At 71.3% G+C, this 25982-nt stretch carries 22 protein-coding genes; 13 read left to right on the top strand and 9 right to left on the bottom strand.

Annotated features, from left to right (window positions below):
• Window positions 1-44: 44 nt before the first annotated feature.
• Window positions 45-608: a deaminase gene (locus WME97_RS44880; protein WP_437547225.1), complete on the top strand. Its 564-nt coding sequence runs from the start codon at window positions 45-47 to the stop codon at window positions 606-608.
• Window positions 609-639: 31 nt separating this feature from the next.
• Complete coding sequence (locus WME97_RS44875; RefSeq protein ID WP_437547224.1) at window positions 640-1509, top strand: phosphodiester glycosidase family protein; 870 nt, start codon at window positions 640-642, stop codon at window positions 1507-1509.
• Between the two features lie 71 nt (window positions 1510-1580).
• Here WME97_RS44875 and WME97_RS44870 read toward each other — a convergent pair whose 3' ends face one another.
• The 3 genes from WME97_RS44870 to WME97_RS44860 all read right to left on the bottom strand — a co-directional run bounded on the left by WME97_RS44870 (window position 1581) and on the right by WME97_RS44860 (window position 5939).
• Window positions 1581-2108: an RDD family protein gene (locus tag WME97_RS44870; RefSeq protein WP_437547223.1), complete on the bottom strand. Its 528-nt coding sequence runs from the start codon at window positions 2106-2108 to the stop codon at window positions 1581-1583.
• Window positions 2109-2232: 124 nt separating this feature from the next.
• Window positions 2233-5403: a hypothetical protein gene (locus WME97_RS44865; protein WP_437547222.1), complete on the bottom strand. Its 3171-nt coding sequence runs from the start codon at window positions 5401-5403 to the stop codon at window positions 2233-2235.
• On the bottom strand, window positions 5361-5939 hold the full coding sequence (locus tag WME97_RS44860) for a transposase (protein ID WP_437547221.1): 579 nt from the start codon (window positions 5937-5939) through the stop codon (window positions 5361-5363). Before WME97_RS44860 ends, WME97_RS44865 begins: the two co-directional genes overlap by 43 nt.
• 63 nt (window positions 5940-6002) lie before the next feature.
• Here WME97_RS44860 and WME97_RS44855 point away from each other — a divergent pair, with 63 nt between their 5' ends.
• Window positions 6003-7229 (top strand): hypothetical protein, encoded by a 1227-nt coding sequence (locus tag WME97_RS44855; RefSeq protein ID WP_437547220.1) that lies wholly within the window; start codon window positions 6003-6005, stop codon window positions 7227-7229.
• A 157-nt stretch (window positions 7230-7386) separates the two neighbouring features.
• Here WME97_RS44855 and WME97_RS44850 read toward each other — a convergent pair whose 3' ends face one another.
• Window positions 7387-8412: a hypothetical protein gene (locus WME97_RS44850; protein ID WP_437547219.1), complete on the bottom strand. Its 1026-nt coding sequence runs from the start codon at window positions 8410-8412 to the stop codon at window positions 7387-7389.
• A 575-nt stretch (window positions 8413-8987) separates the two neighbouring features.
• Between WME97_RS44850 and WME97_RS44845 the strand changes: the two genes are divergently transcribed.
• Window positions 8988-9422 (top strand): VOC family protein, encoded by a 435-nt coding sequence (locus WME97_RS44845; protein ID WP_437555620.1) that lies wholly within the window; start codon window positions 8988-8990, stop codon window positions 9420-9422.
• Between the two features lie 66 nt (window positions 9423-9488).
• Here the strand turns inward: WME97_RS44845 and WME97_RS44840 are convergent, their stop codons facing one another.
• Window positions 9489-11126, bottom strand: a complete 1638-nt coding sequence (locus tag WME97_RS44840; RefSeq protein WP_437547218.1) for a vWA domain-containing protein — start codon at window positions 11124-11126, stop codon at window positions 9489-9491.
• A gap of 703 nt (window positions 11127-11829) precedes the next feature.
• Between WME97_RS44840 and WME97_RS44835 the strand changes: the two genes are divergently transcribed.
• The 5 genes from WME97_RS44835 to WME97_RS44815 all read left to right on the top strand — a co-directional run bounded on the left by WME97_RS44835 (window position 11830) and on the right by WME97_RS44815 (window position 16733).
• Window positions 11830-12339, top strand: coding sequence for a hypothetical protein (locus tag WME97_RS44835; RefSeq protein ID WP_437547217.1), 510 nt, complete (start codon window positions 11830-11832; stop codon window positions 12337-12339).
• 194 nt (window positions 12340-12533) lie between these two features.
• The gene (locus WME97_RS44830; RefSeq protein ID WP_437547216.1) at window positions 12534-13061 is read left to right on the top strand and encodes a hypothetical protein; all 528 of its coding nucleotides are present in this window, start codon (window positions 12534-12536) and stop codon (window positions 13059-13061) included.
• Window positions 13062-13118: 57 nt separating this feature from the next.
• The gene (locus WME97_RS44825) at window positions 13119-14645 is read left to right on the top strand and encodes a hypothetical protein (protein ID WP_437547215.1); all 1527 of its coding nucleotides are present in this window, start codon (window positions 13119-13121) and stop codon (window positions 14643-14645) included.
• Between the two features lie 588 nt (window positions 14646-15233).
• On the top strand, window positions 15234-16016 hold the full coding sequence (locus tag WME97_RS44820; RefSeq protein WP_437547214.1) for a hypothetical protein: 783 nt from the start codon (window positions 15234-15236) through the stop codon (window positions 16014-16016).
• A 66-nt stretch (window positions 16017-16082) separates the two neighbouring features.
• Window positions 16083-16733, top strand: a complete 651-nt coding sequence (locus WME97_RS44815) for an NAD-dependent epimerase/dehydratase family protein (RefSeq protein WP_437547213.1) — start codon at window positions 16083-16085, stop codon at window positions 16731-16733.
• A 9-nt stretch (window positions 16734-16742) separates the two neighbouring features.
• Here WME97_RS44815 and WME97_RS44810 read toward each other — a convergent pair whose 3' ends face one another.
• Window positions 16743-18053, bottom strand: a complete 1311-nt coding sequence (locus WME97_RS44810) for a hypothetical protein (RefSeq protein ID WP_437547212.1) — start codon at window positions 18051-18053, stop codon at window positions 16743-16745.
• Between the two features lie 217 nt (window positions 18054-18270).
• On the opposite strand from WME97_RS44810, the gene WME97_RS44805 reads away from it, so the two are divergent.
• From WME97_RS44805 to WME97_RS44790, 4 genes are all read left to right on the top strand, one after another.
• Window positions 18271-18804 (top strand): hypothetical protein, encoded by a 534-nt coding sequence (locus tag WME97_RS44805; RefSeq protein ID WP_437547211.1) that lies wholly within the window; start codon window positions 18271-18273, stop codon window positions 18802-18804.
• A 65-nt stretch (window positions 18805-18869) separates the two neighbouring features.
• Complete coding sequence (locus WME97_RS44800) at window positions 18870-20435, top strand: MYXO-CTERM sorting domain-containing protein (RefSeq protein WP_437547210.1); 1566 nt, start codon at window positions 18870-18872, stop codon at window positions 20433-20435.
• A 125-nt stretch (window positions 20436-20560) separates the two neighbouring features.
• The gene (locus tag WME97_RS44795) at window positions 20561-21250 is read left to right on the top strand and encodes a helix-turn-helix transcriptional regulator (protein ID WP_437547209.1); all 690 of its coding nucleotides are present in this window, start codon (window positions 20561-20563) and stop codon (window positions 21248-21250) included.
• Window positions 21251-21370: 120 nt separating this feature from the next.
• On the top strand, window positions 21371-22531 hold the full coding sequence (locus tag WME97_RS44790; protein WP_437547208.1) for an epoxide hydrolase family protein: 1161 nt from the start codon (window positions 21371-21373) through the stop codon (window positions 22529-22531).
• 179 nt (window positions 22532-22710) lie between these two features.
• Here the strand turns inward: WME97_RS44790 and WME97_RS44785 are convergent, their stop codons facing one another.
• From WME97_RS44785 to WME97_RS44775, 3 genes are read right to left on the bottom strand one after another with little or no spacing between them, the layout of a single operon-like run.
• Window positions 22711-23211 carry a hypothetical protein gene (locus WME97_RS44785; RefSeq protein WP_437547206.1) on the bottom strand — a complete coding sequence of 167 codons (501 nt, stop codon included), beginning with the start codon at window positions 23209-23211 and terminating at the stop codon, window positions 22711-22713.
• On the bottom strand, window positions 23201-25564 hold the full coding sequence (locus WME97_RS44780) for a glycosyltransferase (RefSeq protein ID WP_437547204.1): 2364 nt from the start codon (window positions 25562-25564) through the stop codon (window positions 23201-23203). The genes WME97_RS44785 and WME97_RS44780 overlap by 11 nt, the downstream gene beginning before the upstream one ends.
• The gene (locus WME97_RS44775) at window positions 25561-25977 is read right to left on the bottom strand and encodes a hypothetical protein (RefSeq protein ID WP_437547202.1); all 417 of its coding nucleotides are present in this window, start codon (window positions 25975-25977) and stop codon (window positions 25561-25563) included. The genes WME97_RS44780 and WME97_RS44775 overlap by 4 nt, the downstream gene beginning before the upstream one ends.
• Between the last annotated feature and the right edge of the window lie 5 nt (window positions 25978-25982).

The following is a 25982-nucleotide window of genomic DNA, read 5'->3' as shown; positions in this document are numbered from 1 at the left end:
AACGCCCCGTCGAGCAGCCGCCCCAGCGCAACACCGAGATCAGGATGAGCAACGATTTTGAGAAATGGATGCGCCTGGCGATCGAGGAGGCCGAACGGGCGCGCGGAGGAACGGGCGACAACCCCTGGGTCGGCTGCGCGATCGTGAGCGCCTCCGGGGAGCTCCTGGGCAGCGGGCATACCCTGGGGCCGGGTGAAGATCACGCGGAGATCGCCGCGGCGCGCGCGGCGCACGCGCGCGGACTCAGCGTGGTCGGAGCGACGCTCTATTCGACCCTCGAGCCCTGCTCGTTCCACGGCCGCACGCCGGCGTGCTCGCGATCGATCGTCGAGCGCGGCGTGGCCCGCGTCGTGATCGGGATGAACGACCCGAACCCGCGCGTCGACGGCGAAGGCGTTCGCATCCTGCGCGAAGGGGGCGTCGAGGTCGTGGAGGGCGTATGCGAAGCGGAAGTCCGCCGGCAGCTCGGGGGCTGGGTGCTCGATCACCATCCTCACGAGCCGCTGCGGCGCGCGCTGACCTTGCCGGCATCGGATCGCGTCCCGCGGCTCGCGGAGATCTACGGCGTCGATCCGTCGCGAATCGAGGCGCTGCTCGCGAAGCATTAGGGATCGCACAGAGATCGAGCAGAGCAGGGTCGTGACGCTCCGCGCTTCCTCGAAGGCGCTTCTGTCGATGGCGGGGCTCGCGCTCCTCGGCGCCGCTGCGCTCGCGTCGCGGCGCCCCGCGCCGAGCGCGCCCGCTCTCCCGGGGGCGAGCGTGCTCGCTCCCGCTGCGCCGAGCGCGCCCGCTCCGCCGGAGCCCCCGCTGCCCGCTCCCGCGACGCTTCCCCGCACGGAGGGCCTGGCGGCCGGCGCCCCCGTCCAGCCCGAGGTGATGACCGTCGAGGGAGAGGACTACCGCGTCCATGTCTTCGCGTTCCGCCTCGCGGACGCCCATTTCGAGGTCGTCGACGTCGCGATGTCGCGCGACGTCGCGGGGGTAATCGACCGCACCCGCGCGTCGTTCGTCATCAACGGTGGCTTCTTCGATCGACGGCGGAGACCCGAGGGCCTCGTCGTGGTCGATGGCCGGGAGCTCGCGCCGCTCGCGCCCTCGCTCGGGGGCGGCGTGCTGGTCGTCTCAGGCGGCCGCGCCGCCCTGCACGACGCCGCCGGGTTCGTCCTTTCGCCCGGCGCTCACCTCGCGGTGCAGGGGCTGCCGCGGCTGGTGCTCTCCGGCAGCCGGAACGTGCGCAGCGACGGCGGCCCGCGGGCGGAGCGGACGGCGCTGTGCGTGCTCGACAGGGGGCGGCGCATGGAGGCCATCGTCGCGCGCGGGGACCGGGCGCAGAGCGGGCCCACGCTGGGGCTGCTCGCCGACATGCTGGTGGCGCGCGGCTGCGAGCAGGCCCTCAACCTGGACGGCGGACCCTCGACCGGCGTGGCGTGGCGCGAGGACGGCGGCGCGCGCGAGATGGCGCCGCGGGGGCCGATCCGGCACGCGATCGCGGTGCGGCTGGATCCCTGACAGGGGAATCGCAGGAGGAGCGCGGCTCGTGGCGGCTGCGCGCCCGCCGCTAGCGCGTATGCCGCTCGGGCCTACTTGCTTTGGTCCAGCTTCACGACGCGGGTGCCCGCGATGTGATCATGCACGCAGCGCCGATCCTTGCGAAAGATGAACAGCACGTTGACGAGGCTGAGGACGCCGCCCACGTACGGTATCTGAGCCACTACCGACGTCGGCAGGAGCCGTCGCAAGACGATCGTGCCGAAGGCCGCGGGCTTGCCGTCGCTGGCGTTGACGATCTGTATGTTCAGCGCCTTCTTGCCGATGGTCTGCGCGCTGCGGGCGAGGAACGTGCCGTGCACTACCAGGGTGATCGCGAACCCCCCCAGCGCCCACAACAACGACTGCGGAAACGGCGGCGCGGAGATCTTCGGAAAGTCGCGATAGACACCGCCAAAATACTGCAGCGGGACGAAGATGATGAGGGCCAGAACCGCGTCGATCATCGCCGCCCAGAAGCGCGACATGCGCGACGCGCTGCCATCGTAGGCTCGCTCCGAGTCAGTCGTCGGCTCGAGCGCGGTCGGCGGTTGATAGGGGTTGGGAGCGGATTGGGCCATGGCTCATGGAACGCCGATCGCCGCCGCGCGTCAATTGGCAACCGGGGTTGCGTTTGTCACTGGTAACGAAGCGCAACCCCCGTCCCGCAGAACATGCCGACGCCGCCGGCCGCGCGAATCGAAGCTAGATGTCCGCCAGCAGCAAGCGCTCGGCGGCGTCAGCGTGCATCGCGCGGATGGCGTCGAGCCGACCGCGCCATGCGGGGCTGTCGCGGAGTTGCTTCTCGACCTGCAGCGACAGCTCGGCGGCCGACAGCGCGGCCGCAAGTCCGCCATGCTGGATGAGCCAATCGACCAGGGAGGCGGCGAGCCCGGGGTCCTTCAGCTTGCCGGTGGAGGGGCTCCGGCGCGCGGGCTGTTCGTCTACCAGGGCCAGATACTCCGACCATAGCTCCTTGTCGAACCTGACCTCGACGAGATCGACGTCGAGGATCTCCTTCAGCGAGGCGGCGGCGATGAGGCGCAGGCCTGCAGCCTTCTGAGCCAGGCCGAGCGCGATCCGGAACGCCCGTGGCCTGGGCGCGAGCCGCGCCAGCCGGGCCGCGGCCCAGGTCCGACCGCCGCTCGCCGCTGGGACGAGCCGGGCCAGCGCCGCCTGCCAGTGGGGTAATCCGGCGTCGTCGGGAAGGCGGCTCAAGGACTCGACAGCCTGGACCAGGACGCGGCCGGGGGTGCGCGCCTCGGCGAGGAGCCTGGTCGCCAGACCAAGCCCCTCGGAGCACAGGTCATGCTGGGCAATGCAGACGCCCGCTGCCGTGGAAGCGATGCGCTCGTCGCCGCATTCGACCAGCGCCTCGGCCAGGGCCACGAAGCCGCGAGCCACCGCGGGTCGCGCCTGCGACTCGTTCGGGAACAGGAGCCTCGACCCGGGGTTGAGCAGCGACCATGTATCCGGCACCGTCATGATGCCGTCGATCAGCACCTGTCGGACGTCGGCGTGGTCGACGAAGCGCAGCAACCCCGCCAGGATGTCCGGCCGGATGCTGGGGTGCAGGTCCTCGGACCGCCACGCCTCCATCAGGAGGTCGCGAGCCTCCACGGTCGCGGCGGCCGAGACCCTGCCGGCGGCGTTCTTGCGGTTGACCACCGCGCAGTCCTTCGACAGCAGCAGCTCACGGTACGGCGCCAGATCGAACGGGCCGGGCATGCGCTCGGACAGCACGTTGAGGGCGCTCATCGCCGCGCGACCCACCACGCCGGATCTTCGCGCGCGCTCCAGGAACAGCCGCCGGAGCTCGGCGGTCGGCGGAGCGATCCGGGCGCACCGCGCCAGGATCGCGGCGGCGACCGGCCCGGCCGCTCCCGGCAGCAGCTCGAGCAGCAGCGGCGCGTCCTCGACGCGGCCGATGGCCTTCACGCGCCTGGAGAGATCGAGGCCGGCGTCCCGCGCCACCCGCAGGAGATGCTGCGTGAAGCGCCTGCGCTGGGAGGGCGTCCACCGCCCGGGGGCCGATCGAGAGATCGCCGCCACCAGATCGGTCTTGTGGGGATCGGTGGTGTCGTCCCGATCGAGCAGCGCGTCGACCAGGGCAGTCTCCTTCAAGCTGATCTCCGGGACGTACCCCATCACCTCGTCCAGCGGCCCGTTGCATGTGACGGGCTTGCGCGGAGGCCGCGGCGTCTTCGGTGCTCTTCCGAGGAGCAGGTCCACGATGAGCCGCTCCGCCTCAGGCTCGTAGCGACCGACCGCCACCGGTCCCAGCATGGGTGTGGTGCCGTCGAGGCGCACGCCCTCGTAGGCCGCATGGAGCTGGGCGGCGAGACTCTCGGCGATGCGCAGCGGACTGGGCAGATACTCCGTGGACGGCGGCTTGTGACCAGGCGCCGGCGCCTTGTCGGCGCGCCAGCGCACCCGGGGATCCAGGCGAATTTGAACCAGGAGCCCGAGCAGCTGCGCCGCGCGCGTGATGCTGTCCCGGAGGATCGCTTCGCCAATGGCCTTGTGCACGGCCCGCTCGGCCTGGGCCAACGTGGTTGCGTTCGAATCGCGCGACTGCACGGTGGTGAGCAGGGCGTCCCTGTAGGTCTGCACGGGGATCTCCGAGACCTGGCGATCGGACAGCTGGGCCAGCTCGGCCATGACCAGATGGCGGCTGGAGCCGTGCCATGCCGGCTCCACCTCGGCGAGGACGGACGCGCAGGTCGCCGGGTCGGCGCCGCGGCGGAGCGAACGCACCAGCGCAACCATCCGCGCCGCGCGTTCGCCCCGGTCTTTGGCCACGCCCAGCGCCTCGTGCTCGGATCGCAGCTGGGCGAGGTCGAGGTGCTTCTCGAGGGCCTGAAGCCGCTTGCGCCGCGTGTCCGGATCGACGGGAGGGCTCAGGGCCGCCGCCATGAGCCGAGTGACGCTCGCCGGTGGCATCGTGGCCAGCCGCGCATCCATGCCACGACGGGGCGACCATGCCGCCGTCGCGGCCTGTTCCAGCTCGGCGCCAAGGAGACGTTCGCGCTCGGTCAGGGGCAGGAAGCGAAAGAGCGGATCGGCGGAGGCGTCGAGGGGCTTGCACCGGCTCCGGAGCTCCAGCACATCCTCGGCCGGCAGCGTCGAGATCGGCGGCGATCCGGAGGGAGGCGGACCGCTGGCGAGAGAGACGGTCCAGTCGTTCCGGCGCAGGACCTCGAGCAGCTCGGCCGGGCAAGCCATCACCAGGGCGTGGATCGCGCTCGCATGCAAGGCATCCCGCCGCACGAGCAGCGCCAGGGCCTCCCTGGGATATCGGGTGCAGAACAGCGTGCCCTCGTCCGCCGTGATCTTGCGCCTCGTCGCCAGCGCCACCCGAAGGGCCCGCTCCGGCGCGCGCGTCACCAGCTCGCGCCACGCGGCCTCGTGCTCGGCCGCGTGATGTTCCGCCGTGTCGAGATCGCATATCGCGAAGAGGCGTGTCGCGAGCCCCACACCATGCCTCGCGATGACCAGGCGAATGACCGCCGTCGCCTGGGCGACGAGACGGCGCCTTTGCATGATCAGGACCACCCCGCGGGCCTCGCGGCGATTCCCCTCGCGCAGCACCTGGAGCAGCGCTTCGTCCGACACCGGCACCCGGCGCGCCGAGGAAAGCGCGGCTTGGCGCATCATGGGGTCGCGCAGCGCCTCCTCGATGCGCGCCACGTCCCGGCGATAGGTCGCCAGGTCCAGCGCCAGCCGCCGCTCGTCGCCGTCGCCCCCATCCAGCGCAGCCATGACCGAATCGGCCGTGGCCTGATCCCAGCCGCGGGCGAGCAGGGCAAGCGCCCGCCCCCGCTTCGCGAAGCTCAGGCTTCCGAGCCGACGGACCTCCGACAGCGGTTCCACCATGCGCCGAGTCTAGACGAACGCGACGACCACGTGTGGGGCGTCGCGGCTCCCGCTGATGCTGGTGCAGGCGGCGCAGGCGCGGGCGATGCAGGCGCGGGTGCAGCGGGCCGAGGCACGTGGCCCGGGCATGGTTCAGGCTTTGCGGCGCGGACGGGGGGGTTGGGCGTCACGGCAGAGCGCAACGACGAGCGAGGCGCGAACACGCCATGGTACCTCACAAGGGGGATCTTCGGCGGAGGAATCAAAGCCACGAGCCGGGCCATGAACTCCATTGCACACAGGACGCGGTGAGTGCGTCCCCGCCGAGGTGTCTTCAGCAAGTACGCTATGTGCCCATCGGGCAGGAGCTCGATTCGAGCGAGTGCGAAGGCCGGGCGGGTGCAGTGCCGCACGATCCTCTCGCGCCCCTGATCGTCATCCGCGGCGATGCGCTCTTCGTGATGCGATCGAACGGGGGTAGTCTGCCCCCGGGTTTGTCTGGCGGCGCCCTGGGGTCCCCTGGTAACATGGCCGCAATTGCGGCGGCGTGACGTCAACGGCGCCGCAGTTCATGAGGAGCGGCGATGGCGGCGCGGGCGCGACGTTGGCAGCGTGAGATCGTGACGGTTTGTTGTGCGAGCACGCTCGGGTTCGGTGTCGCGTCCGGCGGATGCGGGAACCCGACCGCGTATCTGTGCCCGTGGGATGAGGACCAAGGACCCAAGGGAACGCCTTGTGAGGTTCTCGAGCCCCCGGACGCCGGCGGAGCTGGCGGGTGCGGCGATGGCGGCGATGGCGGCGATGGCGGCGATGGCGGCGATGACTGCGCGGCCGAGGACGACACGGACGTCGCAGTCGCGCCCGATTTCGGCGATCTGATCCCGCCGGCAGAGGTCTGCGCAGGGCAGTGCGTACCGAAGGAGCCGCTCGGCTGGTCCGAGCCCGCGCTGCTCTGGATCGGCTCCCCCGACAGCGTGCCGAGCTGCCCTGCGACCGCGCCGATCGTCGGCTACGAGGGCTACGCAGATTTCGCGGCTCCGGCCCCGCATCAGTGCCCCGCCTGCGCGTGCGACCCGCCGGAGACGACGTGCGAGGTGCCGACGGAATGGAGGGCCTACGCCAGCTTCCCTTGTGGCGGCCCCGAGTCTCCCGCGACCTCCTTCGCGGCCCCGGAGGGGTGGGACGGGACCTGCACCTCGGTGAATGCCGTCGAGGCCGAACGGACCTGCGATGGAGCCCCGTGCGTGCAGTCGCTCGCAATCCAGGCGCCTCGCGTCGTCTCCGCAGGTTGTGTGCCGAGGGTCGCCGAGGCGCCGGAGAGCCCCGACGAGCCCGCGACGACGGAGAGCTTCGCGATCGTCGCCCGGGCGTGCACCGGAAACGCGTTCCCCCCGTGCGCGGATCCGGGCATGACCTGCACGCCGGCACCGCCGATCGGCGACGCCGCGCCACCGGAGGGATTTCTCACGTGCATCCACCACGAGGGAGAACAGGACTGCCCGGCCACGTACCCGGACCGGCACATCTTCTACTCCGGCGTTGAGGACACCCGCGGCTGCGCGCCTTGCGACTGCACCGAGCCGACCGGAGCGACGTGCAGCGTCCTGGCCTCCGCGTTCAGCGACGAAGGGTGCTCGCAGCTCGTCGTGGCGGGTGTGGTGGGCACTGGCGATGCACCGTTCTGCGGTACCATCACGCCAGGCACGGCGCTCGGAAGCAAGTTGGTGAGCGTCGTGAACCTTCATCCCGGACAATGCGAACCGCTTGGCGGCGAGCCGGTCGGCAACGTCGCGCCGACCGCAGCGGCGACATTCTGCTGTCAACGCACCAGCTCTGTACCGGCCTGAGTCAGCGGCTCGTTCCGAGCGCAACAGCCGCCTCTCCCGAGGGCGGCAGGCCGTGAGGGGCGCGCCCATGCCCCCCGCGCACCGCACGCAGTCGCAACCGCTGCATGGAAATCGCTCCCGCGGACGCGTCCGATGCTTCGCGAAACCGCACGGAGGTTCAGAAGAAAGCGATCAGACGGAGCGCCACGGCCTCCGAGACGGGCGCTGCGGACCACCCTTTGCCATCGATTGGCCGAAAGTGCGGCCGAAGCATGTTGATCAAGAGGTCTCCGCTGAGCTGCCCGGCGAGGCGGGCCGAAAGCGGCGCCTCCAGCCCCGCACGAAACCCAAGCGCTGCGTAGGGCAGCGCGAACTCCCTGCCGGTGCTGTCCCTAACGTGCCACACCCCGCCTGCCGTGGCGACGGCGCAGCCGAAGAACCAGTCCGCATGACCGCAGGGAACGAGCGAGCCGCTCAGCCCTGACACGCCGATGGTCCAGCCGCGGTAGGGCTCGGCATCGATCGGAAGATCCCCTCGGGCCTCTAGCGAGAGCGAGAACCTCTCCCAGCGGGCGCCGGCGAGCGCCGAGAACCCGACCGCCACCGACGGCGCCACGCCGGCGCCGAGCAGCACCCCGGCGCCCAGCTGGAGGCGCGGGTGATCCGGCGGCGGCCTCGGGCGCGGAACGGGTCGAGCTGGCGCCGCGACCGGGTCGAGCGGCGTCGAAGCCGGCGCCTTGGGCGGCGCGCCCGGCGAGACGGGCGGAGCGGCGCCCCTCGGCACCGGCGGGGGCGGCGGCGACGCGGGAGGGCTCTCCGGTGCAGGCCGTGGTGGCAGCAACGGGCGCATGACGGCGCTGAGGGCAAGGCCGATGTCCTCCACGAGCACGCCGCAGATCGCGCTCGAGTGCTCCTGGCCGCCGAGATCCCGGCCATCGCGGTCACGGAGCGCGATCCTTCCCTGGAACGCCGTCCCCTTGCGCCGGATGACCACCTCGATGTGCCACGCGCCGTCGCTCACGAACGGGTCGACCCCGCCGAGCTGGCTCGCGACGATCTGCCGGAGGCTCGGCTCCTCGGGGCACCCCTCCGTGCCAGGCCCCCGCGTGTAGGACAGGCGCGCGCCGCGCGGCGCGACCTGCGCGAACGCCCAGGGCGCCGCCAGGACGAGCGCCGCGGCGAGCGACAGCGCGGCGCGTTTCATCCTCCGGATCCGGCTGCGGGCGAGGAGCGGGCCGGACATGAGCGGAGCGCCGTCATCTGTCAGCCGTCGTCATCCCTACTATTTCCGGGAAGGTCCCCCGGGTTGTTGCGAAATCGTGCGCCGGAGCCGAAAAAGGGTGCGCGAGGTGTACCGGCGACATCTCCCCCCAACCTGAGAGAGATGTCACCTGGGATCGGGACTGGAGCGACGTTGCGAGGTGACCGGCGAACGGCGTCGTCGCGCGATGGCTGGGATGGCCCGCCGCCTGCCGGCGGGCACGCCGGCGGGCGTCCCCCCACGCCCCGCCGCACCCCGGCGGGCGTCCGGCCGGCGCACGGCGCAAGCGATGAGCGCTGCGCGACGGGCGAGACTCCGGCGGCGGCAGAGGGCGCCCACGACGTACACTCCAGCTCGTTGAGGCCCACGCGCCTCTGGATCCCAGGGTCAGAGCAGGTCAGTGCGCGTCGCCACAGATGCAGGCATGCTTGGGAGTGACTGTTGCCGTTGAGCACCACCAGTCGGAAGGTCCTGCGTGTGGAGTGGCTTGTAGGAGACATAATCAAGGGGAGTTCATGATGAAACCGATGATGACCCACGTCGCGCTCCACGTAGGCAGCCTCGACGCGACGATCGCCTTTTATCGCGAGTTCTGCGGGCTCAAGGTGGTTCACGAGCGCAGCGAGGCCGGCACGCGGGTCGCCTGGCTCGCCGAGGACGGGAAGGAGCGGACGTTCGTCCTGGTGATGATCGAGGGCGGCCAGCGCGCGCCGCAGGCGCCGGAGGACATGAGCCATCTCGGGTTTGCGCTCGAGAGCCGCGCTGCGGTCGACGAGATCGCGCGCCGCGGCGGAGCGCACCTCGTCTGGCCGCCCAAGGATCTGCCCTATCCGGTGGCGTATTTCTGCGCGCTCAAGGACCCGGACGGCAACTACATCGAGTTCTCCTACGGCCAGCCGCTCGGGCCCGGCGCCGAGGCGCACGACGCGGCGTTGCTGGAGGCTTCGGACTGAACCAACCAGGGTCGACCCCTCCGGGGCCCCTCGCGTGCTCCGGGCGCAGCCGTGCCTCGACGACTCTCAGTAGAGCGGGTGGAGCGGGATCAGCTCCGCGATCTCGTCGAGCTCCGGATCGCCGCCCGGGTTCGCCGCGATCACCTGCTCGCGCGCGGCGTGCAGCGCCTCGCTCGTGCGAGCCTTGAGCGCCTCGGCGTAGGCCACGATGGCCTTGCCCTTGACGAGCTGCTCCTTGCTCCCGGCGGCGAGCTCCGCGAGGGTCGCCTCGCGGCTCGCCTCTTTCGCCTCATGGGTGAGCGGCGTCTGCCAGCGCGCGCGCACGGTGAGGGTATCCTCGTCGTTGATCACGCCCGGATCGCACCCCCGCACGAGCTGGCTGAAGATCATCGCGTCGCCCGGCGCGAGGTGCTGCGGCTCGACCTCCTCGGGGTTCGTCGAGTACTCCTCGCCGTAGAACTTCTCCATCTTGAAGTACCACGGCATGGTGAGCTCCACCTGGACGCCGCGGGCGGCCACCTCCATCACCTCTGCGAAGCGATCCCGGAACATGTGGAACGCCTCGTCCTCGTCATCGAGATAGACATAGGCGCCGCGCCCCTTGTCGGTCACGACGTCCATGAGCACATCGTTGTAGCCGAACGCCGGGCCCGTCCCGACGCCCACAAGGTAGATCGCCTCCTGGTCGGCGTCCTCGGCGTGCAGCGCGATGAGCTCCTCGGAGGTGACTCCCACGTTGGCGCCGCCGTCGCTGACGAGGATCACCCGGTTGATCCGGCCTTCCTTGAAGTGCTCCTGGGCGAGCCGATACCCGACCCGGAGGCCGCTCTCGAGATCGGTGCCACCGCTGGCGGAGAGATCGTCGGCCGCCGCGAGCAGCGCCGGGTCGTCCGGACCGTCCACCACGTGGCCGCTCAAGATCACCGAATTCTGGGTGTTCCAGGTGACCATGTTCACGACGTCGCCCTCGGAGAGGCTCGCGGCGACGGCGCGCACCGTGGCCTTCTCGCGCGCCATCGGCTCACCGTCCATCGATCCGGAGGTGTCGAGGACGAACGTGACCGCGATGGGGCGGCGCGGGCTCGGCGGATCGTAGGAGCGAACGCCGATCTGAAGGGCGTAGCTCCCCGCCTCCTCACCGGGCTCGATCTGGGGCTCGACGCGGAGCTCGCCCTCGTCCGGCGGCGCGTAGTCGATGCGGTAGTAATTGAGGAACTCGTACGTGCGCACCTGCCACGGCTCCGGCGCGCTGCCCGAGCGGAGCAGCTCGCGCACGTGCACCGGCGAGCTCATCGAATTGGAGTCGTCGGCCGACAGGTACAGCACCACGGGCTGGCTCGAGTCGAGCCCCTCGCAGGTGAAGGCCGGGGCCGCGCCGGCGTCCTCGTCTGACGGCGCCGGGGGCGGCTCGGGCTGGACTCCATCGGCGACCCCCGCACCGCCGCCGGAGCCGCTGCCGACGCCGGTGCTGCCGTCGCCGATGCTGCCGGTGCCGGTGCCGCTGCCGGTGCTGCCGGCGCCGGGGCTGCCGGTGCCGGTGCTGCCGGTGCCGCTGCCGGCGCCGGTGCTGCCAGTGCCGACGCCGTCGGCGAACGGTGGCTCCGGGTAGGAACCCTGGCTGCAGGCGACGAGCCCGGCACCGCCAAGGAGGACCCCCGATACAGCGTAAAGACAGAGAGATAGGGACGCGGGAACGGTTCGCACTGGCACCCTCCTCCGCGATGCGACCGCACCGCGCTCGGGACGGCCCGCCGAGCAACATGGGTGCCGTGCGCGCAATGCCATCCGGACGCTGCGCCGCACCCGAGCGCCGCTGGTTTGATCGCGCCGGATCGCGCGGGCCACACAGCTCAAACCGCGGCCATCTGCGCTCCGGCGGCAAACACCATGACAGCGCTGTCAGGTTCGCGTCTCAGGTTGGCGCACGCTGGCATTGCTCGACCCACACGGACGCGACACATGCGCCGCCCGGAGGCCGCACGGCCACCCAAGCAGAAGAGAGGACCTCGTGCAATCAGGACAGATGGGTCACTTCGTGCAGACTCTTTATTCGAAGCTGAACGCGCGCCACGAGCGCGTCGTGCGAGCGCTCGTGCCGAATGCGATCGCGCGCGACCAGGCTCCGCGCACTCGTACCTCGTGACGCGCGTGACGCGAACCACCATGGTGAAGCGCCCGGGCGCGCCCGAGCTTCGCGCATGACCCGGAACGCCTCGGCCCTCGTGGTATTCTCGAGCGCGTGGGGCAGCCTACCCGCGTCGCACCCGCTCTGATCCTGGTCGGGGTCTCCGCGTTTCTCGTCCTCACCGCGCTCGCCGCGGCCGCGTATCCGGGCGGCACATTCTGCGACGCGAGCGCGCCCGGCTACGATTTCTGGGGCAACTTCTTCTGCGACCTCACGCAGCCCGTGACCCAGCGCGGGGTGGACAACACGCGCGCGCGCTCGCTCGCGCAGGCCTCGTTCGTCTGCTTTTCCCTCGCGCTCGTCCCGTTCTGGTGGGTTCACGGCGCCCTGCTCGGCGGCCGGCTCGGCGGCTCGGTTCGCGTGTTCGGACTGCTCTCCGCCGCCGGCACGAACCTGATCGCATGGCTGCCGTCCGTGGTCTCGCCGCTGCTCCACGCAGTGTCGGTGTTCGTCGCGACGATCCCCGGGCTGCTGGCGACGCTCCTGGGCGTGACCGGCGCGTTTGCATGGGACAATGCGGGCGAGAGCCGCTCGTCACCGTTGCGCTTCTCGGCGTGGCTCGGTGCGCTTTCGCTCGCGCTCGGCAGCGCGGACGCCGCGTACTACGCATATGCGATTGCGGTGCCGGGCTGCCACGTCCTTTTGCCAGCGCTTCAGAAGCTCGCGGCGCTTTCGGTGATCGGGTGGATGGCCACGATTGCGCGCGTGGGCGCCGCGCATGGGGCGCGCTAGCGCGTCGAATGGCGCTTGCGACCCATGCTCTCGAGCCTTCTCTCACCCCTGGACGTGAACCCGACCCCGTTCCTGGGTCTGCCAAAAGCGCCGCAAGTCAGGGCGCAACCTGGGCGGCGGCCGATGCCCGTTCGTAGCGCAGCGCTTCCAGAGCGCCGAGCCGAGGATCAGCGCGCCGTGGTAACCTCGACGCCGTGCCGCCCCCCTATCCAGAGCCGTTTGCAGCGCTGGCCAGCGCGGACAGCGTGGCGCTCGGCCCGACCGGCGTGGCGGCCTACCGCTCGCCCGCGTTCGAGGCGTACGAGGCGGCGGTTCCGATCGCGGCGCAAAACGAGGCGCTCCTCCTGGACATGGTGCAACACGCGACCCCTGCGGGTCGCCTGTACGCGGCGCTGCTTCTTCAGCGCATGCAGTCGGTCCACGCGCGCGAGACCTGGGAGCGCCTCGCGCGACAGGCCGAACCCGTCTCCTATGCGCCTGGCGGCTGCTCCATCTTCGGGACCACCCTCGCCACCTTCGCGCGCGGCATCTTGCGCGATGGGAGCCCGGGGCTGTTCCCGGCGACGCCGGCCACGGGCGAGGAGCCCGCCGCGCGCTCGACGGCGCCCTCGAGCTCGCGCGCAGCGGGGCTCCGAGCCTGGTTCGAGCAGCACGGCTGGAAGTGGATCGGTCTGTTCTGGGTGATCCTGGCGCTGGTGCTGTGGCTGGGGTCGTCGCGTTGAGGCGCGTCTCCACCCGGCCCACGCACGACGAAGGTCAGCGCCGCAGGAGCGCTCACCATGGACAGTGAGTCGAGGACGATGAGCGCGGGTGTTGCGCTGCTTCCCGTCGAACAGAGACGGGCGATCCGTGCCGAGACCCTCGCTTCGTTTCAGCGCTTCGCCGAGACGGTGCTCCGCTTGCGGCCGCGACTGCGCTCGATCGCTTTCCAGGTCAGGCGCGGTTTCCGCGGGATCCAGCATGGGCTGCGCTATGCGTGTGACGCAACGCCTCCGGCCGAGCATCGCTGCGGCGACGTCTCGAGCTGGTGCAACTTCTGCGAGGTCTGGGATACCTATCTCCCGTGGACATCATGGCTCGATGGCTGGGATGAGCGGCCCGGCAACGCCGAAGCCTTTCTCGCCTACTGCAAAGACGACGTCACTTTCACGACATACGCCCTGGTCCGGCGTGCGCGCGGCAATTTCCTGTCGAGGTGTCTCAAGCTCACCGACCCGGTGTCCGTCGAGATCGTCGCGCCGCTGCTTCAGCCGTGGTTCGAGCCCGACGGCGCGATCGACCAGATCGTGCAACCTTCCGCGGAGCTTCGTCCGTGGCTCGATGCCGTCTATGCCACCCCCGCCGAGCGAGCTCCCAAGCGTGCGCTGGCCGAAAGGCTCGTCGCCGCGGGCGATCCGCGCGGCGCGTACATCGTGGAACAGTTAGGCACCGGTGGACTGGATCGGGGAAAAGCGTCGGCGCTCGGTGCTCATTGGGCCGAGTGGCTCGGTTCGCTGCGGGTCGCGGTAGGTCCGTCCGGGATGGCTTTCAGCGAGGGCTTTCCAGAGGTCGTCTCGGCGTGCTTTGCGAGCGATGCCGCTGTGGCGGCGTGCGCGGAGGATCCGGCCTGGAGCACGGTGGAGCAGCTCGAGCTGCTCGATCCGCGAGATTTTCCACTCCGGGAGGGGGTTTTCATCGACGACATTCAGCCGATCACGCGCGCGATGAAGTCGCTGCAGGTGCTGGACGGCGTGCGCTCTTCGGGATTGCGCAGTCTCGAGGCGCTCGGTACCGAGCTGCCGTTGTGGCAGCTCGGTGCCAAGCTCGCGTCGACGGATGATCTGGAGCGCTTGTTTCGAGTGCAGTGCCTTCCCGAGCTCACGTCCCTGGACCTCGAGATCGAGTTTTCGATGGTGCCCGAGAGCACGGTGTGGAAGCAGTTGTGGGACCTCGCTCCGTGGGGCCGGACGCTGACCGACTTGACGGTGCGGGTCGTGGCGCATCTCGATCTGTGGAGCTCGGCGCCGGCTCGCCCGGGCGTGAGACTCATCCACAGCGACTCCGCTGGCTGGATCGAGCTCGAGGCCAACGAGGGCGGGAAGTTCGTAAACGCACGCTTCCGGGCCAGAACGCGCCATCTCGACGGTCTGATCGAGCTGCTTTCGCGACTGCCTTCACTCGATCAGGTCGAGCTCGACCTCGGACAAAGAGCGCTCATGAGCGCAGACGAGCAAGCTGCTTTCGAGCATGCCCTCGCTCGGATTCATCCCGCGGCGCGGCTCGTGACGAAGGAGCAGCTGGCTTCTGAAAGAACGACGTTCTCCTGATCGCGGAGCAGCTGGCCGCTCCAGAGCGACCTCGGCGGCGCTCGTCGGGGTGTTCTGGTCGCTGGCGTTGCTCGCGCATGCTGCCGCCGCGATCGCGGTTTGGGAGCTGCTTCCCGGCGGTTTTCCCCTCCTTCACGCGCGTTTCTTCGCGAACCGCGCTCTGCCGGCGGTCGCGGTCGGGGGCGTGATCGCCGTCGGTGTCCTGGCCGCGCGACGATCGACGGGCGCGCGTGGGTTGCTGTTGCTCTTTCCGGCGGCGTGGCTCGGGGTGGCTCTCGCTGCAGGGACCATGTTCCCGGAGAGCGGCGGGACGGTCGCGCTCGGCGCGGGTTGTCTGGCGGTGGTCCTGTCGCTGGGCATCGCGATGGCGTGGTGGCGGTTCGGGGTCCCGCCGCGGCTGACCTGGCTCGCTGCGCTGCCCGGTGTCGTTTTCGGTGCGGGGTTCATCGCCGCGCAGCGGGCGCCGGCGCCCTCGACAGCTCCGTTTGCTGCGCCCGAAGTCGAGCTCGGCGGCGATCGCTGGACGCTATCACTCGCTGGGCCCGCTTCGTTCGACGTGGCTCCGTGGCTTCGCGTGGTACCGGACTCGTGGGAGGTTTCGGTGCAGGCGGGTGCGGTGGGATCGTCGTCGAGCCGCGGCTCGAGTTCATCTCGCGCTCGCCAGATCGTTTCTGGACGGTGTTCGCGCCCCCGCAATGGCGCGGCGACTCGCCCGTTCGTCGTCTCGCGCGCGCCGATCGCGAGCTCGCGGTGGACTACGCGGACGAGGGGAGCCTGCGCGTGAGGGCCACTTCGGATCAATCTGCCGCCATCGACGCACGAACCGCGCTTCAGGCGCCCGTGTTCTCGCACCTGAACTCCTTCACGCGCGTCTCGATCACCGGCCATCGCCGGCTCGGCTTGCGGTTCTCGCCTTGCCCCGAGGTCGTTGTCGAGGTGATCCACTTCGACTATCCGTTCGGCGCGCCCGCGCGCTTCGCGTACCTCGACGCCGGCGGCACGTTCCTCGTCGTTCAGGCGAGCGATGCCGAGAAGGGGCCGTTCACGACGCTCGGCGAAGGCCGGCTCGCCCGCGGCGAACCCCTGAGCGTCGTGCTCGTCGAGCAGGGAGAGTCGCCACCTCGCGAGCTCGCGACGATCGTCTTCGCCGACTGGTCACGGCAGCTCTCGACGGAGCTCTCGCCCACCGCCGGCTGGGGCCTGCCGCAGAATGCGTTCGAGTTCGGGCTCGCCTCGAACGACCCTTCGTCCGCGGCCTACCTCACGCTCACGTTGGCCGGGACGAGCGTGGGGCGCGGCTGGGACAGCGTGGGTCACGCCGCCGGCAGCTACACGAATCGGATCGAGATCCGGCGGCCGCCGTCCAGGTGAAAGAAAGGGGACGCTCGCTCGTTCCAGGGTTTGCACGGTCGGCGCTTCGGGTCGAACATGGCGACCATGAAGGTCATCGTTACCGGAACGACCGGCATGGTCGGCGAAGGCGTGATGCTCGCCTGTCTCGCGGATCCCACGGTCGAGCGGGTCCTGTCGGTGGCACGCCGGCCGTCGGGGCACGCGCACCCGAAGCTCGAGGAGTGCTTGATCCCCGACTTTCGCGAGCTCGGCCCCTTCGAAGCGCGGCTCTCGGGCTACGACGCGTGCTTCTACTGCGCCGGCGTGAGCTCGGTCGGCATGAGCGAGGCGGAGTACACGGCGATCACGTACGACACGGTGCTCGCCTTCGCGACGGCGCTCGCGCGCCTCAATCCCGGCATGGTGCTCACGCACGTCTCGGGCGCGCACACCGACTCGAGCGAGCAGGGCCGGGTGATGTGGGCGCGCGTGAAGGGCAAGGCCGAGAACGCGCTGATGCGCCTGCCCTTTCGCGGCGTTTACAACTTCCGGCCGGGCTTGATGACGCCGGTGCCGGGACAAAAGAACCTGAAGCGAGTCTACCGCTTCCTGCTTCCGCTCGTCCCGCTCATGAAGCTCGTGCTCCCGGCCCTGAAGCTCGAAGACGTGGAGCGCGCGATGGTGCGTTCCGTGACGAGCGGGGCTCCGAGGCAGGTGCTCGAGGTCGCCGACATCAAGGCGCTCGCATCGGCGTAGCGAGGCCGCTCACGCGGCGACGAGCATCCGTTCCCCGTCGCGCCGCGCCGCCGCCCACGTCTCGTCCCACGCGGCGTCGGCCTCGGCGCGCGGGAGCTGGCCGAAGGCCTGCAGCTCCCTCCGCTCGCCCTCGGCGTCGTCCGCCGGCGGCGCCGGCGCCGGCCCGGTCATCGCGTCGCCGACCGCCTCGCGCACCTCGCGCCCCCCCTCGGCCAGACAGTAGGCGAGCACGCGCCACCCGAGCTCGGCGTGCAGCGCCTCGTCGCGCGCGATCTCGCCGAGCGCCGCGTGCACGCCCGCGTCCTTCGCCCCCGCGAGCGACCGGCGCGCCCGGGCCGCCGCCGCGCCCTCGCCGAGACAGCCGTCGTGCCACGCCTCGAGCGCCATCCGCACGAGCGCCGCCTGCCGGTCGGCATCGCGCGCCGCCGGAGGCGGGAGAAGCGCGGGCCTGAGGCGCCACCCCGCGAGCGCGCTCGCGATCTCGCTGCATCGCGCCGTGTGGCGGACCTCATCGCCGAGCGCGGCGAGCGCCCGCGCCACGAGCGACGCGGGCGCGCCGACCGCCGCGAGATCCCGCGCGAGGGCGAGGAACGCCGGGATCGAGCCGCACTCGGCCCGCGCGCTGTCCAGCCACGCCCCCGCGAGCGCTGCCCGGGTCGCGCGATCGAGGCGCGCCGGGGCCGACGTCGCGGGGCCCAGCCCGAGCGCCGGCGGGAGCACGACCCCATCGGCCGTGCGCAGCGGCCGGCCGACCATGGGCATGGTCCGCACTCCGAAAGGCGGGAGGACGCGCAAGCCCATGCCGACCGTCCCCTCGGGGACGAACGGCTCGTCCGACAGCGGGATGGCCGCGCGCACCGAGAAATCGAGGCCCACCCCGCTGACCAGGGCGGTCATCGCGCCGACGTGGAGGCCGTGTTGCGCGGGGAGCTCGTCGCTATAGGGGGTGCGGTACGTCCATCCGAGCTCGCCGTCGATGCAGGTAGCGATATCCTCCAAGCTGTCCGAGATATCGCTGCCGCCGTGCAGGCCGGCCGCGAAGCGGCCCGCGGAGAAGTTGAGCCATGTCGCCTGCACGAACGGACCGAATCCCATATAGCCCGAGCTGTACTCTCCGGCCTGACTGCCATCCAGGAGGGCTGTCGCGCGGAGGTCGGCGCCCACGCCGAAGGCGAGCCGCTGGCCAAACGAGAGCGACAGGGAGACCCCGCCCGAGAGGGCATAAGGCTTGTCGGCGCGCGCCTGACCGGGCAGCGAGACGAGGGCGGCGACCCCGAGGGCGGCGAGCGCGGGCGGGAGCGAGCGGGAACGAGAGGACATGGAACCTCCGAAAGCCAGAAGGCGGGCAAAGGATCGATCTCGGCTCCCAAGTTACCAGAGCGCGCGAACCAGCACGACCGCGGTGCATGATGGAAAGCGGCTCTGGACGGCGAGCTGGCGCTTTGGGCCACGCGCTCCGGCGCCCGGTGATAGAACGACCGCCGTGAATCCGCACACGGACGCTGGCTCAGCGAGCAGCGACTACCTCGATCGCCTGATGCGTCGAGGGTCTTTCGAAGCCCTGTGGCCGCTCTTCGCCAAGGCCACGCGCCCCGCCAAGGAAATGACCGAGAGCTATTCGGCGCTCGAGCACCTGCGGCCCTTCATGTCCGGCGCGCCGTGCCGGGTCATCCACGTCGGCGACGGCGCCCACGCCCGCACCGGGGCGTTGTTCGCGCTGAAGACGGAGGCCGAGAACGTCAGCGTCGATCCGGTGCTCAACGAGCCGCTGGTCGACGCCTGGCGCACCCGATTCGGCATCCGCCGCTTCGCCTGGCAACGCGCCGACGTCTTCGCGGCCATCGAACGGCTCAACGCGTTGCCCGACATGCCCGTGCTCGTCACGTTCGTGCACGCCCACGTCCCCATCGACGATGTCCTCGCCCGGCTGCGCTGGAACGTCGCGTTCACGCTCGCCTGCTGCCAGCCAGGTCATCAGCTGAGCCAGCGGCACGACGTGCTCGCAGCCGGCGAGGACCCGTACGTGTTATCCAGCGGACGGCGCTTTCAGGTGCTCGCCCCGCGCGCGTGAGCGCGGCCGTCACACGTCGCACGCGCCGTCTTGACGGACGAGCGCACCCGCGCATCCTGGCAGCCATGTCGCTAAGCCGCGCGCCCGTCGCTCCCCTCGCCCTGCTCACCTCCCTCCTCGTCGCCGCCCCCGCCGCGGCGGCCGTCGTGCCGGTCGGCACCACCGACGAGCTCGTCGCCGCGATCGGCGCGGCCAAGGCCGGCGACGAGATCGTCCTCGCCTCGGGCACCTACGCCTTCGACGGCGTCTCCTGCGCGGCCGCAGGCACCGAGGCCGCGCCGATCGTCGTGCGCGCCGCCGAGCCGCTCGGCGCGATCGTCGAGCTGTCGGGCCTCGAAGGCTTCAAGGTCAGCGGCCCGAACTGGCACTTCGAAGACCTCGATATCCGCGGCGTCTGCGCCGACGACTCGGACTGCGAGCATGCGTTCCACGTGTTCGGCGCCGCCAGCCGCTTCACCCTCCGCCGCTCGAGGGTGCGGGACTTCAACGCCCAGCTCAAGATCAACGCCGCGCAGGTGGACGGCGTCTGGACGGCCCCCGACGACGGGCTGATCGAGCGATCGGAGCTGTTCGACACCCACCCGCGCAGGACCGGCAGGCCCGTCACCAAGATCAACATCGACGGCGGCAAGCGCTGGACCGTGCGCGACACCTACCTGCACGACTTCCAGAAAGACGGCGGCGACACCGTGAGCTACGCCGCGTTCATGAAGAGCGGCGGCTCGGACGGGCTCTTCGAGCGCAACCTCGTCGTCTGCACCACCGCCGGCTCGCCGGACGGGGCGCGCATCGGGCTGTCGTTCGGCGGCGGCGGCACGGGGGCGGAGTACTGCGCCCCGGCCTACGACCCCGACGTGCCCTGCGAGGTCGAGCACACCGGCGGGACGATGCGGAACAACATCATCGCGAGCTGCTCGGACGTCGGGATCTACTTGAACCGCGCGACGGACACGCGGCTTCTTTTCAATACGCTGATCGCGACGAGCGGGATCGACTTCCGCTTCGCGACGACCAGCGGCGTCGCGCGCGGCAACGTGCTCACGGGCAAGATCCGCGACCGCGACGGGGCCACGCACCAGGAGAGTGACAACCTGGCCGAGGTGGGACTCGCGACGTTCCAAACCTGGTACGAAGATCCGAGTCTCGGCGACCTGCACCTCAAAGGGGATGTGGCGTCGCTCGTCGGCGAAGCGCCCGCCGAGACCGCGGTGACCGACGACTACTGCGCGCGCGGGCGGCCGGGCAGCGGGAGCTTCACGCTCGGCGCGCTCGAGCATTCGCTCGGCGACTGCGCGACGGTGCCGCCGCCGGGGCCCTCCGGCGACGGGGGCGCGGGCGGCGGCGCCGCCGGCTCGGGCGGGATGGGCGGCGGCACCGGCGGCTCGAGCGGGATGGGCGGCGGCACCACCGGCTCGGGCGGGGGTGAGGCGGGCGGCGCAGGCGGCACGGGCGCAGGGAGCGGCACCGGCGCGGCCGGCGGGGGTGGCGAGGCCTCCAGTGACGGCGAGGGCTGCGGCTGCCGCGTCGCGGGCGTCGGCGGGAATCACACCCTTGGCCTCCTGACGGCGGTCCTCGCCGCGTTCGCCCTCCGGCGACGACAGGCCTCCTCGCCGCTGAGCGACGCCCGGTAGGTGGAGAGGGGCGACTGCGATCCACCCGGGCTCGCGGTGGACCGCAGCCGCCCGCGCCCGGCGTGGGAATTCGCCTTGCGGCGCGGGTCGGCCATACTGCGCAGCATGACGAAGGGAAGCTGCCCATGAGGACGACGCGCTCCATCCGCGGCAGCGACCATGCGCTGGTGCAGCGGATCACGCGCGTCGCCTATGGCGACGACGCGCAGGACCAGTCCCTGCCCGACGGCTGCTGGGACCTCGTGTTCATGAAGCGCCGCGGCCGGCTGCAGGTGCTGCATACCGGTCTGATCACGCACCCGGTGACGCTGGGCTACGAGACCGGCGACGAGTACCTGAGCATCGCGTTTCGGCCAGGCGTGTTCATGCCGGGGGTGCCGGCGACAGGCATGCTGGACCAGGGCGTGCTGCGCCCGCTGGCGAACTCGCGCTCGTTCCTGCTGGGGCCGCAAGCGTTCGAGGTGCCCGACCTCGAGAACGCCGACGATCTGGTGGCACGCCTCATCAGGGCCGGCCTGCTGGTGGCGGACCCGGTGGTGTTCCGCGTGCTGCAAGGCGATGCCGCCGGCACCAGCCTGCGCTCGGTGCAGCGCCGGTTCCTGAGCGCCACCGGTCTCACGGCGAAGCAGCTGTCGCAGATCCACCGCGCGCAGGCGGCGCTAGAGCAGCTGATGCATGGCAATGCGCCGGCCGACGTGGCTGCCGCCTGCGGCTACGCCGACCAGGCGCACCTCGGCAATTCGCTGAAGCGGATCATGGGCAGGACGCCCGGCGAAGTGGTGCGGGCCGCGGCCCGGCCCGAGCCCAAGCGCTGAGGGCCGAGGCGGTCCGGCGAGGCCTGAGCCTGTCGTTTTCTTGCAAGACCGGGCCCACCCCGGTGGATACGGTCCCGTCGCTAGCTCGCACCGGCAAACTCGACAAACCCGAGGGCCCCCATGCACTGCGACTCCGATATCCACCCCTTCCGCATCGACATTCCGCAAGCCGACATCGACGACCTGCGCGAACGCCTGGCGCGCACGCGCTGGCCGGCGCAGCTGCCGGGCGGCGACTGGGTGAGGGGCGTGCCGGTGGCCTACCTGCAACGGCTGGCCGGGCACTGGCAGTGCCAGTACGACTGGCGACGCTGCGAGGCCCACCTGAACAGCCGCCCGCAGTTCACCACCCGGATCGATGGGCAGACGATCCACTTCGTGCACCTGCGCTCGCCCGAGCCGGACGCGCAGCCCCTGCTCTTGCTGCACGGCTGGCCCGGCAGCTTTGCCGAGTTCGACCGCGTGGCGGACGCGCTGTCCGACCCGCGCCGCCACGGCGGCGACCCCTCGCAGGCGTTCCACCTGGTGATCCCGTCGATCCCGGGTCACGGGTTCTCGATGCCGCTGGCCGACGCCGGCTGGAACCATGGCCGCTGCGCCCGTGCGCTGGCGGCGCTGATGCAGCGCCTGGGCTACACGCGCTACGGCGTGCAAGGCGGCGACGTGGGCGCGTTCATCGCGGCGGAGCTGGGCCGCATCGACAGCGAGCATGTCAGAGGCGTGCACTGCAATGCGCTTGTGACGTTCCCCTCCGGCGACCCCGCCGAGCTGGAAGGCCTGACGGCCTCGGAGCAGCAGCGCCTGGAACGGCTGCAGAACTTCCGCGACCGGATGATGGGCTTCGCGCACATCCAGGGCACGCGGCCGCAGACGCTCAGCTACGGGCTGCATGATTCGCCGGTGGGCCAGCTGGCCTGGATCGTCGAGAAGTTCAAGGAATGGACCGATCCAGCGGCCGCGCTGCCGGAGGACGCGGTGGGCCTGGACGCGCTTCTGGACAACGTAAGCCTGTACTGGTTCACCGGCACCAGCGGCCCCTCGGCCAACCTGTACTATGAAGCCTTCAACGACCCGTCCGGCTGGGCGCCCAAGCCGCGCGGCACGGTGCCCACGGCCGTGGCCGTGTCGCTGACGCAGGACGTGGCGGTGCGCCGGCTGGCCGAACGCGACCACCACGTCGTGCGCTGGACCGAGCTAGAGCGCGGCGGGCATTTCCTGGCGATGGAGACGCCCATGGCGCTGGCCGCCGATCTGCGGGAGTTCTTCGGCTCGCTGTCTTAGGGCCTGCCTGTCCACACCACGTGCGCGCCGACGCCGGCGGGGGGAGCCGGGCCGCCGACCCTGCCATCACGGCTGCGCGTCGAACCCGAGCTCCGTCGGTTCCCACGTTGGGTCGCGTGGCGCAGCTCCGCGGCTCACGCCCTGCCCGCTCGGCCGTGAATGGCGTGCTCGCGCTCCGCTCACACGGCGGCGACGCGCAGCACGTCGGACCGTAGGTGAAGAAACGACGCGTGCACATAGCGGACGAACGGCGCCTTCAGGCCGAAGAAGTCCGCCAGATCGACCTCGGCCGCCGCGCGGAACATCCCTTGATCCAGCACGGGAGTCTCCGTGCGGAGCGCCCCGCTCGCGAGGCTCCGGCAGGCGGGGGACGCCGACGCAGGGTGGATGGCGACCACGAGCGTGGCGGCCCACGGAGCGGCGGCGAGCCGGTCGCCGATGGAGCTCGGATAGCGATAGCGGAGCGCGAGCACGCCGCCCCGCAGCGTGGCCTCGATGACGGGCGCCGCGCCCGCCACGGCCGGTGCCGGCGGCGCGGCCTTCCCCAGCGTCGCAGCCGCGCCCTTCGCCCCCGCAGGCGCGCCCGCCGCCCCGGGCGCGCCGCCGCACCCGCCGAGCGCCACGAGGCCGGCCCCCGCGGTGACCTGCGCGATGAACGCGCGCCGCCCCTCACTCGCCATGCGACGGCCCCTGGAGCCTGCGCCTGCGCGCCTGCCCCACCAGCATCCGCGCCGGCGTGATGCGGCCCAGCACCGCGGCGCTCTCCTCCGCCGTCGGCCGCACGGGGTGCCCCGGCGGGAGCTCGGCGACCATGCTCTGCCACAGCGCGAGCGCCCGGTGCTGGTAGATCTGCGCCAGGCTCGATCGCGGCGAGAGGAAGCGCTGGCCGAGCACCATCGCCCTCTCCAGGAACGCGATCGCCTCGTCGTCGCGGCCGTCGTTCAGGAGGTGGAGCCCCTCGTTGTACCAGGGCATCGGATCCGCCGGATCCTCCTCCCGCATGCGCTGGTTCGCCTCGAGGTAGCGCGACAGCTTCTCTTCCATGACGCCGTCGTCCTTCAGGAAGCCGTAGTGCTGGATCTCCACGCCGGCCGCGCGGACGACGAGCTCCGGGTGCCGGTCGAGGCTCGGCTGCACCGTCTCGTGCACGGCGCGCCCGTACCGGATCCGCGCGTCGCTGCGGAACAGCCGCACGGCGATCGTCATGACGGGCGGGCCGTCCTTCTGATGATTGGCGATCTCGAACGAATAGGCGTGGACGTCGAGGTCGTCCATGAGCCGCACGACGCGCGGCAGATCCCAGTGCGCGATCTCCTCGTCCGGGTCGAGGCTCAATATCCAGGGCCGCGTGGCCATCTCCAGGCCCACGTTGCGCACCTCGGCCAGGTCCAGCCGGTCCGTCCGGTGGACGCGCACCCGGTCGGTGAACCTCCGCGCGATCTCGACCGTCCCGTCGTCGCTGCCGTTGTCGACGATGCAGATCTCGTCGACAAACGGCTCCAGAAACGCGAGGAACCGCTCCAGCCGCTCCGCCTCGTTCCTCGCGATGATGCAGAGCGATACGCCGGACGCGGGCGCATACCTGCGCAGCGTCACCGTGTTGCTCGCGAGATCGGCCAGCTCGGGGGGCGCGCCCGCGCGCGGCGGCGTGTACGGGTCCGGCCGCCCGTGGAGCGCGAGCCGCGCCTGCCGCGACGCCTCGGTGTCGTAGCCGAGCCGCCGCACGCGGACGTCGGTGAAGCGCGCGCACCCGTCCGGCATCTCGGGGATGCCGCCGCCGGGCACGCCGCCCTCGGCCCCCCGGGCGACGCGCAGGCCCGGCTCGTTCCGGTACATGCGGTACCCCGACATGGCCCCGAGCGCGCCGTCCGCCCGGAAGTACGTGCGCGTCGGCTCCCAGAACGTGTACCAGTGGAAGCCGAGCGCCTTGATGTGCGGATCGGCGAGCTGCATGAGGCGCTCGGCCCGCGCGCGGTCCATCTCGAACACCTCGTCGGCGTCGACCGCGAGGATCCAGTCCGGGGAGAGCTCCGCCGCCATCTGCAGGGCGCGGTCGCGATCGCGCCGTCCATCCACGCCCGGCGGCAGCTCCGTCCGCTCGTACCGGGCCACGGCGGGGTGCGATTGCGCGATCGCCCCCGTCCCGTCCGTCGATCCGTCGTCGAGCACGACGATCGCGTCGGCGAACCGCGCCGTCGCGTCGAGGCTCTCGCGCAGCGTCGCCTCCGCGTCCCTGACGCGGTACGCGGCCACGAGCCGCGTCTTCCCGGCGCGGCGGGCGCGCCACTTCTCGAAGAAGAGGTCCGCGCCCCCGAGGCCGCCCTGCGCGCCGGGGAACGCCTTGCTCAGCGTGGCGCTCCCCTCGTGGTGCACGTACACGTCGCTCGCGATCATGCACTCGAAGCCGCGCTCCTGCGCCCGCAAGGCGAGGTCGGCGCCCTCGTGGCCCACCGGAAAGAAGCGCTCGTCGAGCCCGCCGATCTCGGCGTAGACCTCGCGGCGCATCATCAGACAGAAGGTCGAGAGGGCGAACGACGGCGCCCACCGCCGGCGGAACGCCTCGCGGTGCTCGGCCGCCAGCTCGTTCAGCGCCTCCGGCTGGAACGGCGGCGGGTTCTGCACCTTCTGCGGGCCGCGCGCGCTGTTCGTCACGGGCCCGACGAGCCCGACGCGCCGCGCGCCGGGCACGGCCCGCGGCGCCTCCTCCATGCACTCCCGCAGCCCCTCCAGCCACCTCGGGGTCACCACGACATCGTTGTCGAGCAGCACCAGGTACTCCCCGGCCGCGACCTCGAGTCCCCGGTTCGCGCCGCCGGCCAGGCCGAGGTTCTCGTCCAGGAAGACCGTCTTGGCGGCGTCCCCGAGCCGGCGCGCGACGTCGGTGAGGTAAGCGGGCGTGCCGTCCTCCGAGCCGTTGTCGACGAAGATCACCTCAGCGTCCGAGGGGAGCGTGCGGAGGAGCGCGTCCACACATCGCGCCGTGTACTGGAGGTTGTTCCACGTGACGACGATAACGGAATAAACAGGCGTCATCGGGCACCGGGCGGGGCCATGAGGCGAACCACGTTGGAGACGTACTGGCGATACGCCGCGTGCAGATAGAACGCCCCGACCCGGGGTGCCAGGACGATCTCGCACCGGAAGCTGCCCACGAGGTCCGCGCCCACGTCGTCGATGTCGTCGGGGAAGACAAGCCTCGGCCCGAGCAGAGGCACCGTGACGCCGCCCTGCGCGGGGGCGTAGATCAGCGTGAGAAAGACGCCGCGGAGCACCTCGGCGCGCTCGACCTCGATATCGACGGCGGGCACACGCGAGCTGCCGTGGACGACGTGGACGAGGGCGCCGCCCTCGAGGGTGGGCGGGCCCGGCTGGGCGAGGACGACGCCCGCGCCGGAGGTCGCGGGCGTCTCCGCTGTCAGGCCGAAAGAGACGGATCGGACGAGCATGGGTT

The sequence above is a fragment of the Sorangium sp. So ce367 genome (genome assembly GCF_051520455.1).
In the GTDB taxonomy this organism is placed as follows: domain Bacteria; phylum Myxococcota_A; class Polyangia; order Polyangiales; family Polyangiaceae; genus Sorangium; species Sorangium cellulosum_B.
The sequence above is the reverse complement of the archived record's forward strand: the minus strand, read 5'-3'. Positions and strand labels throughout refer to the sequence as shown.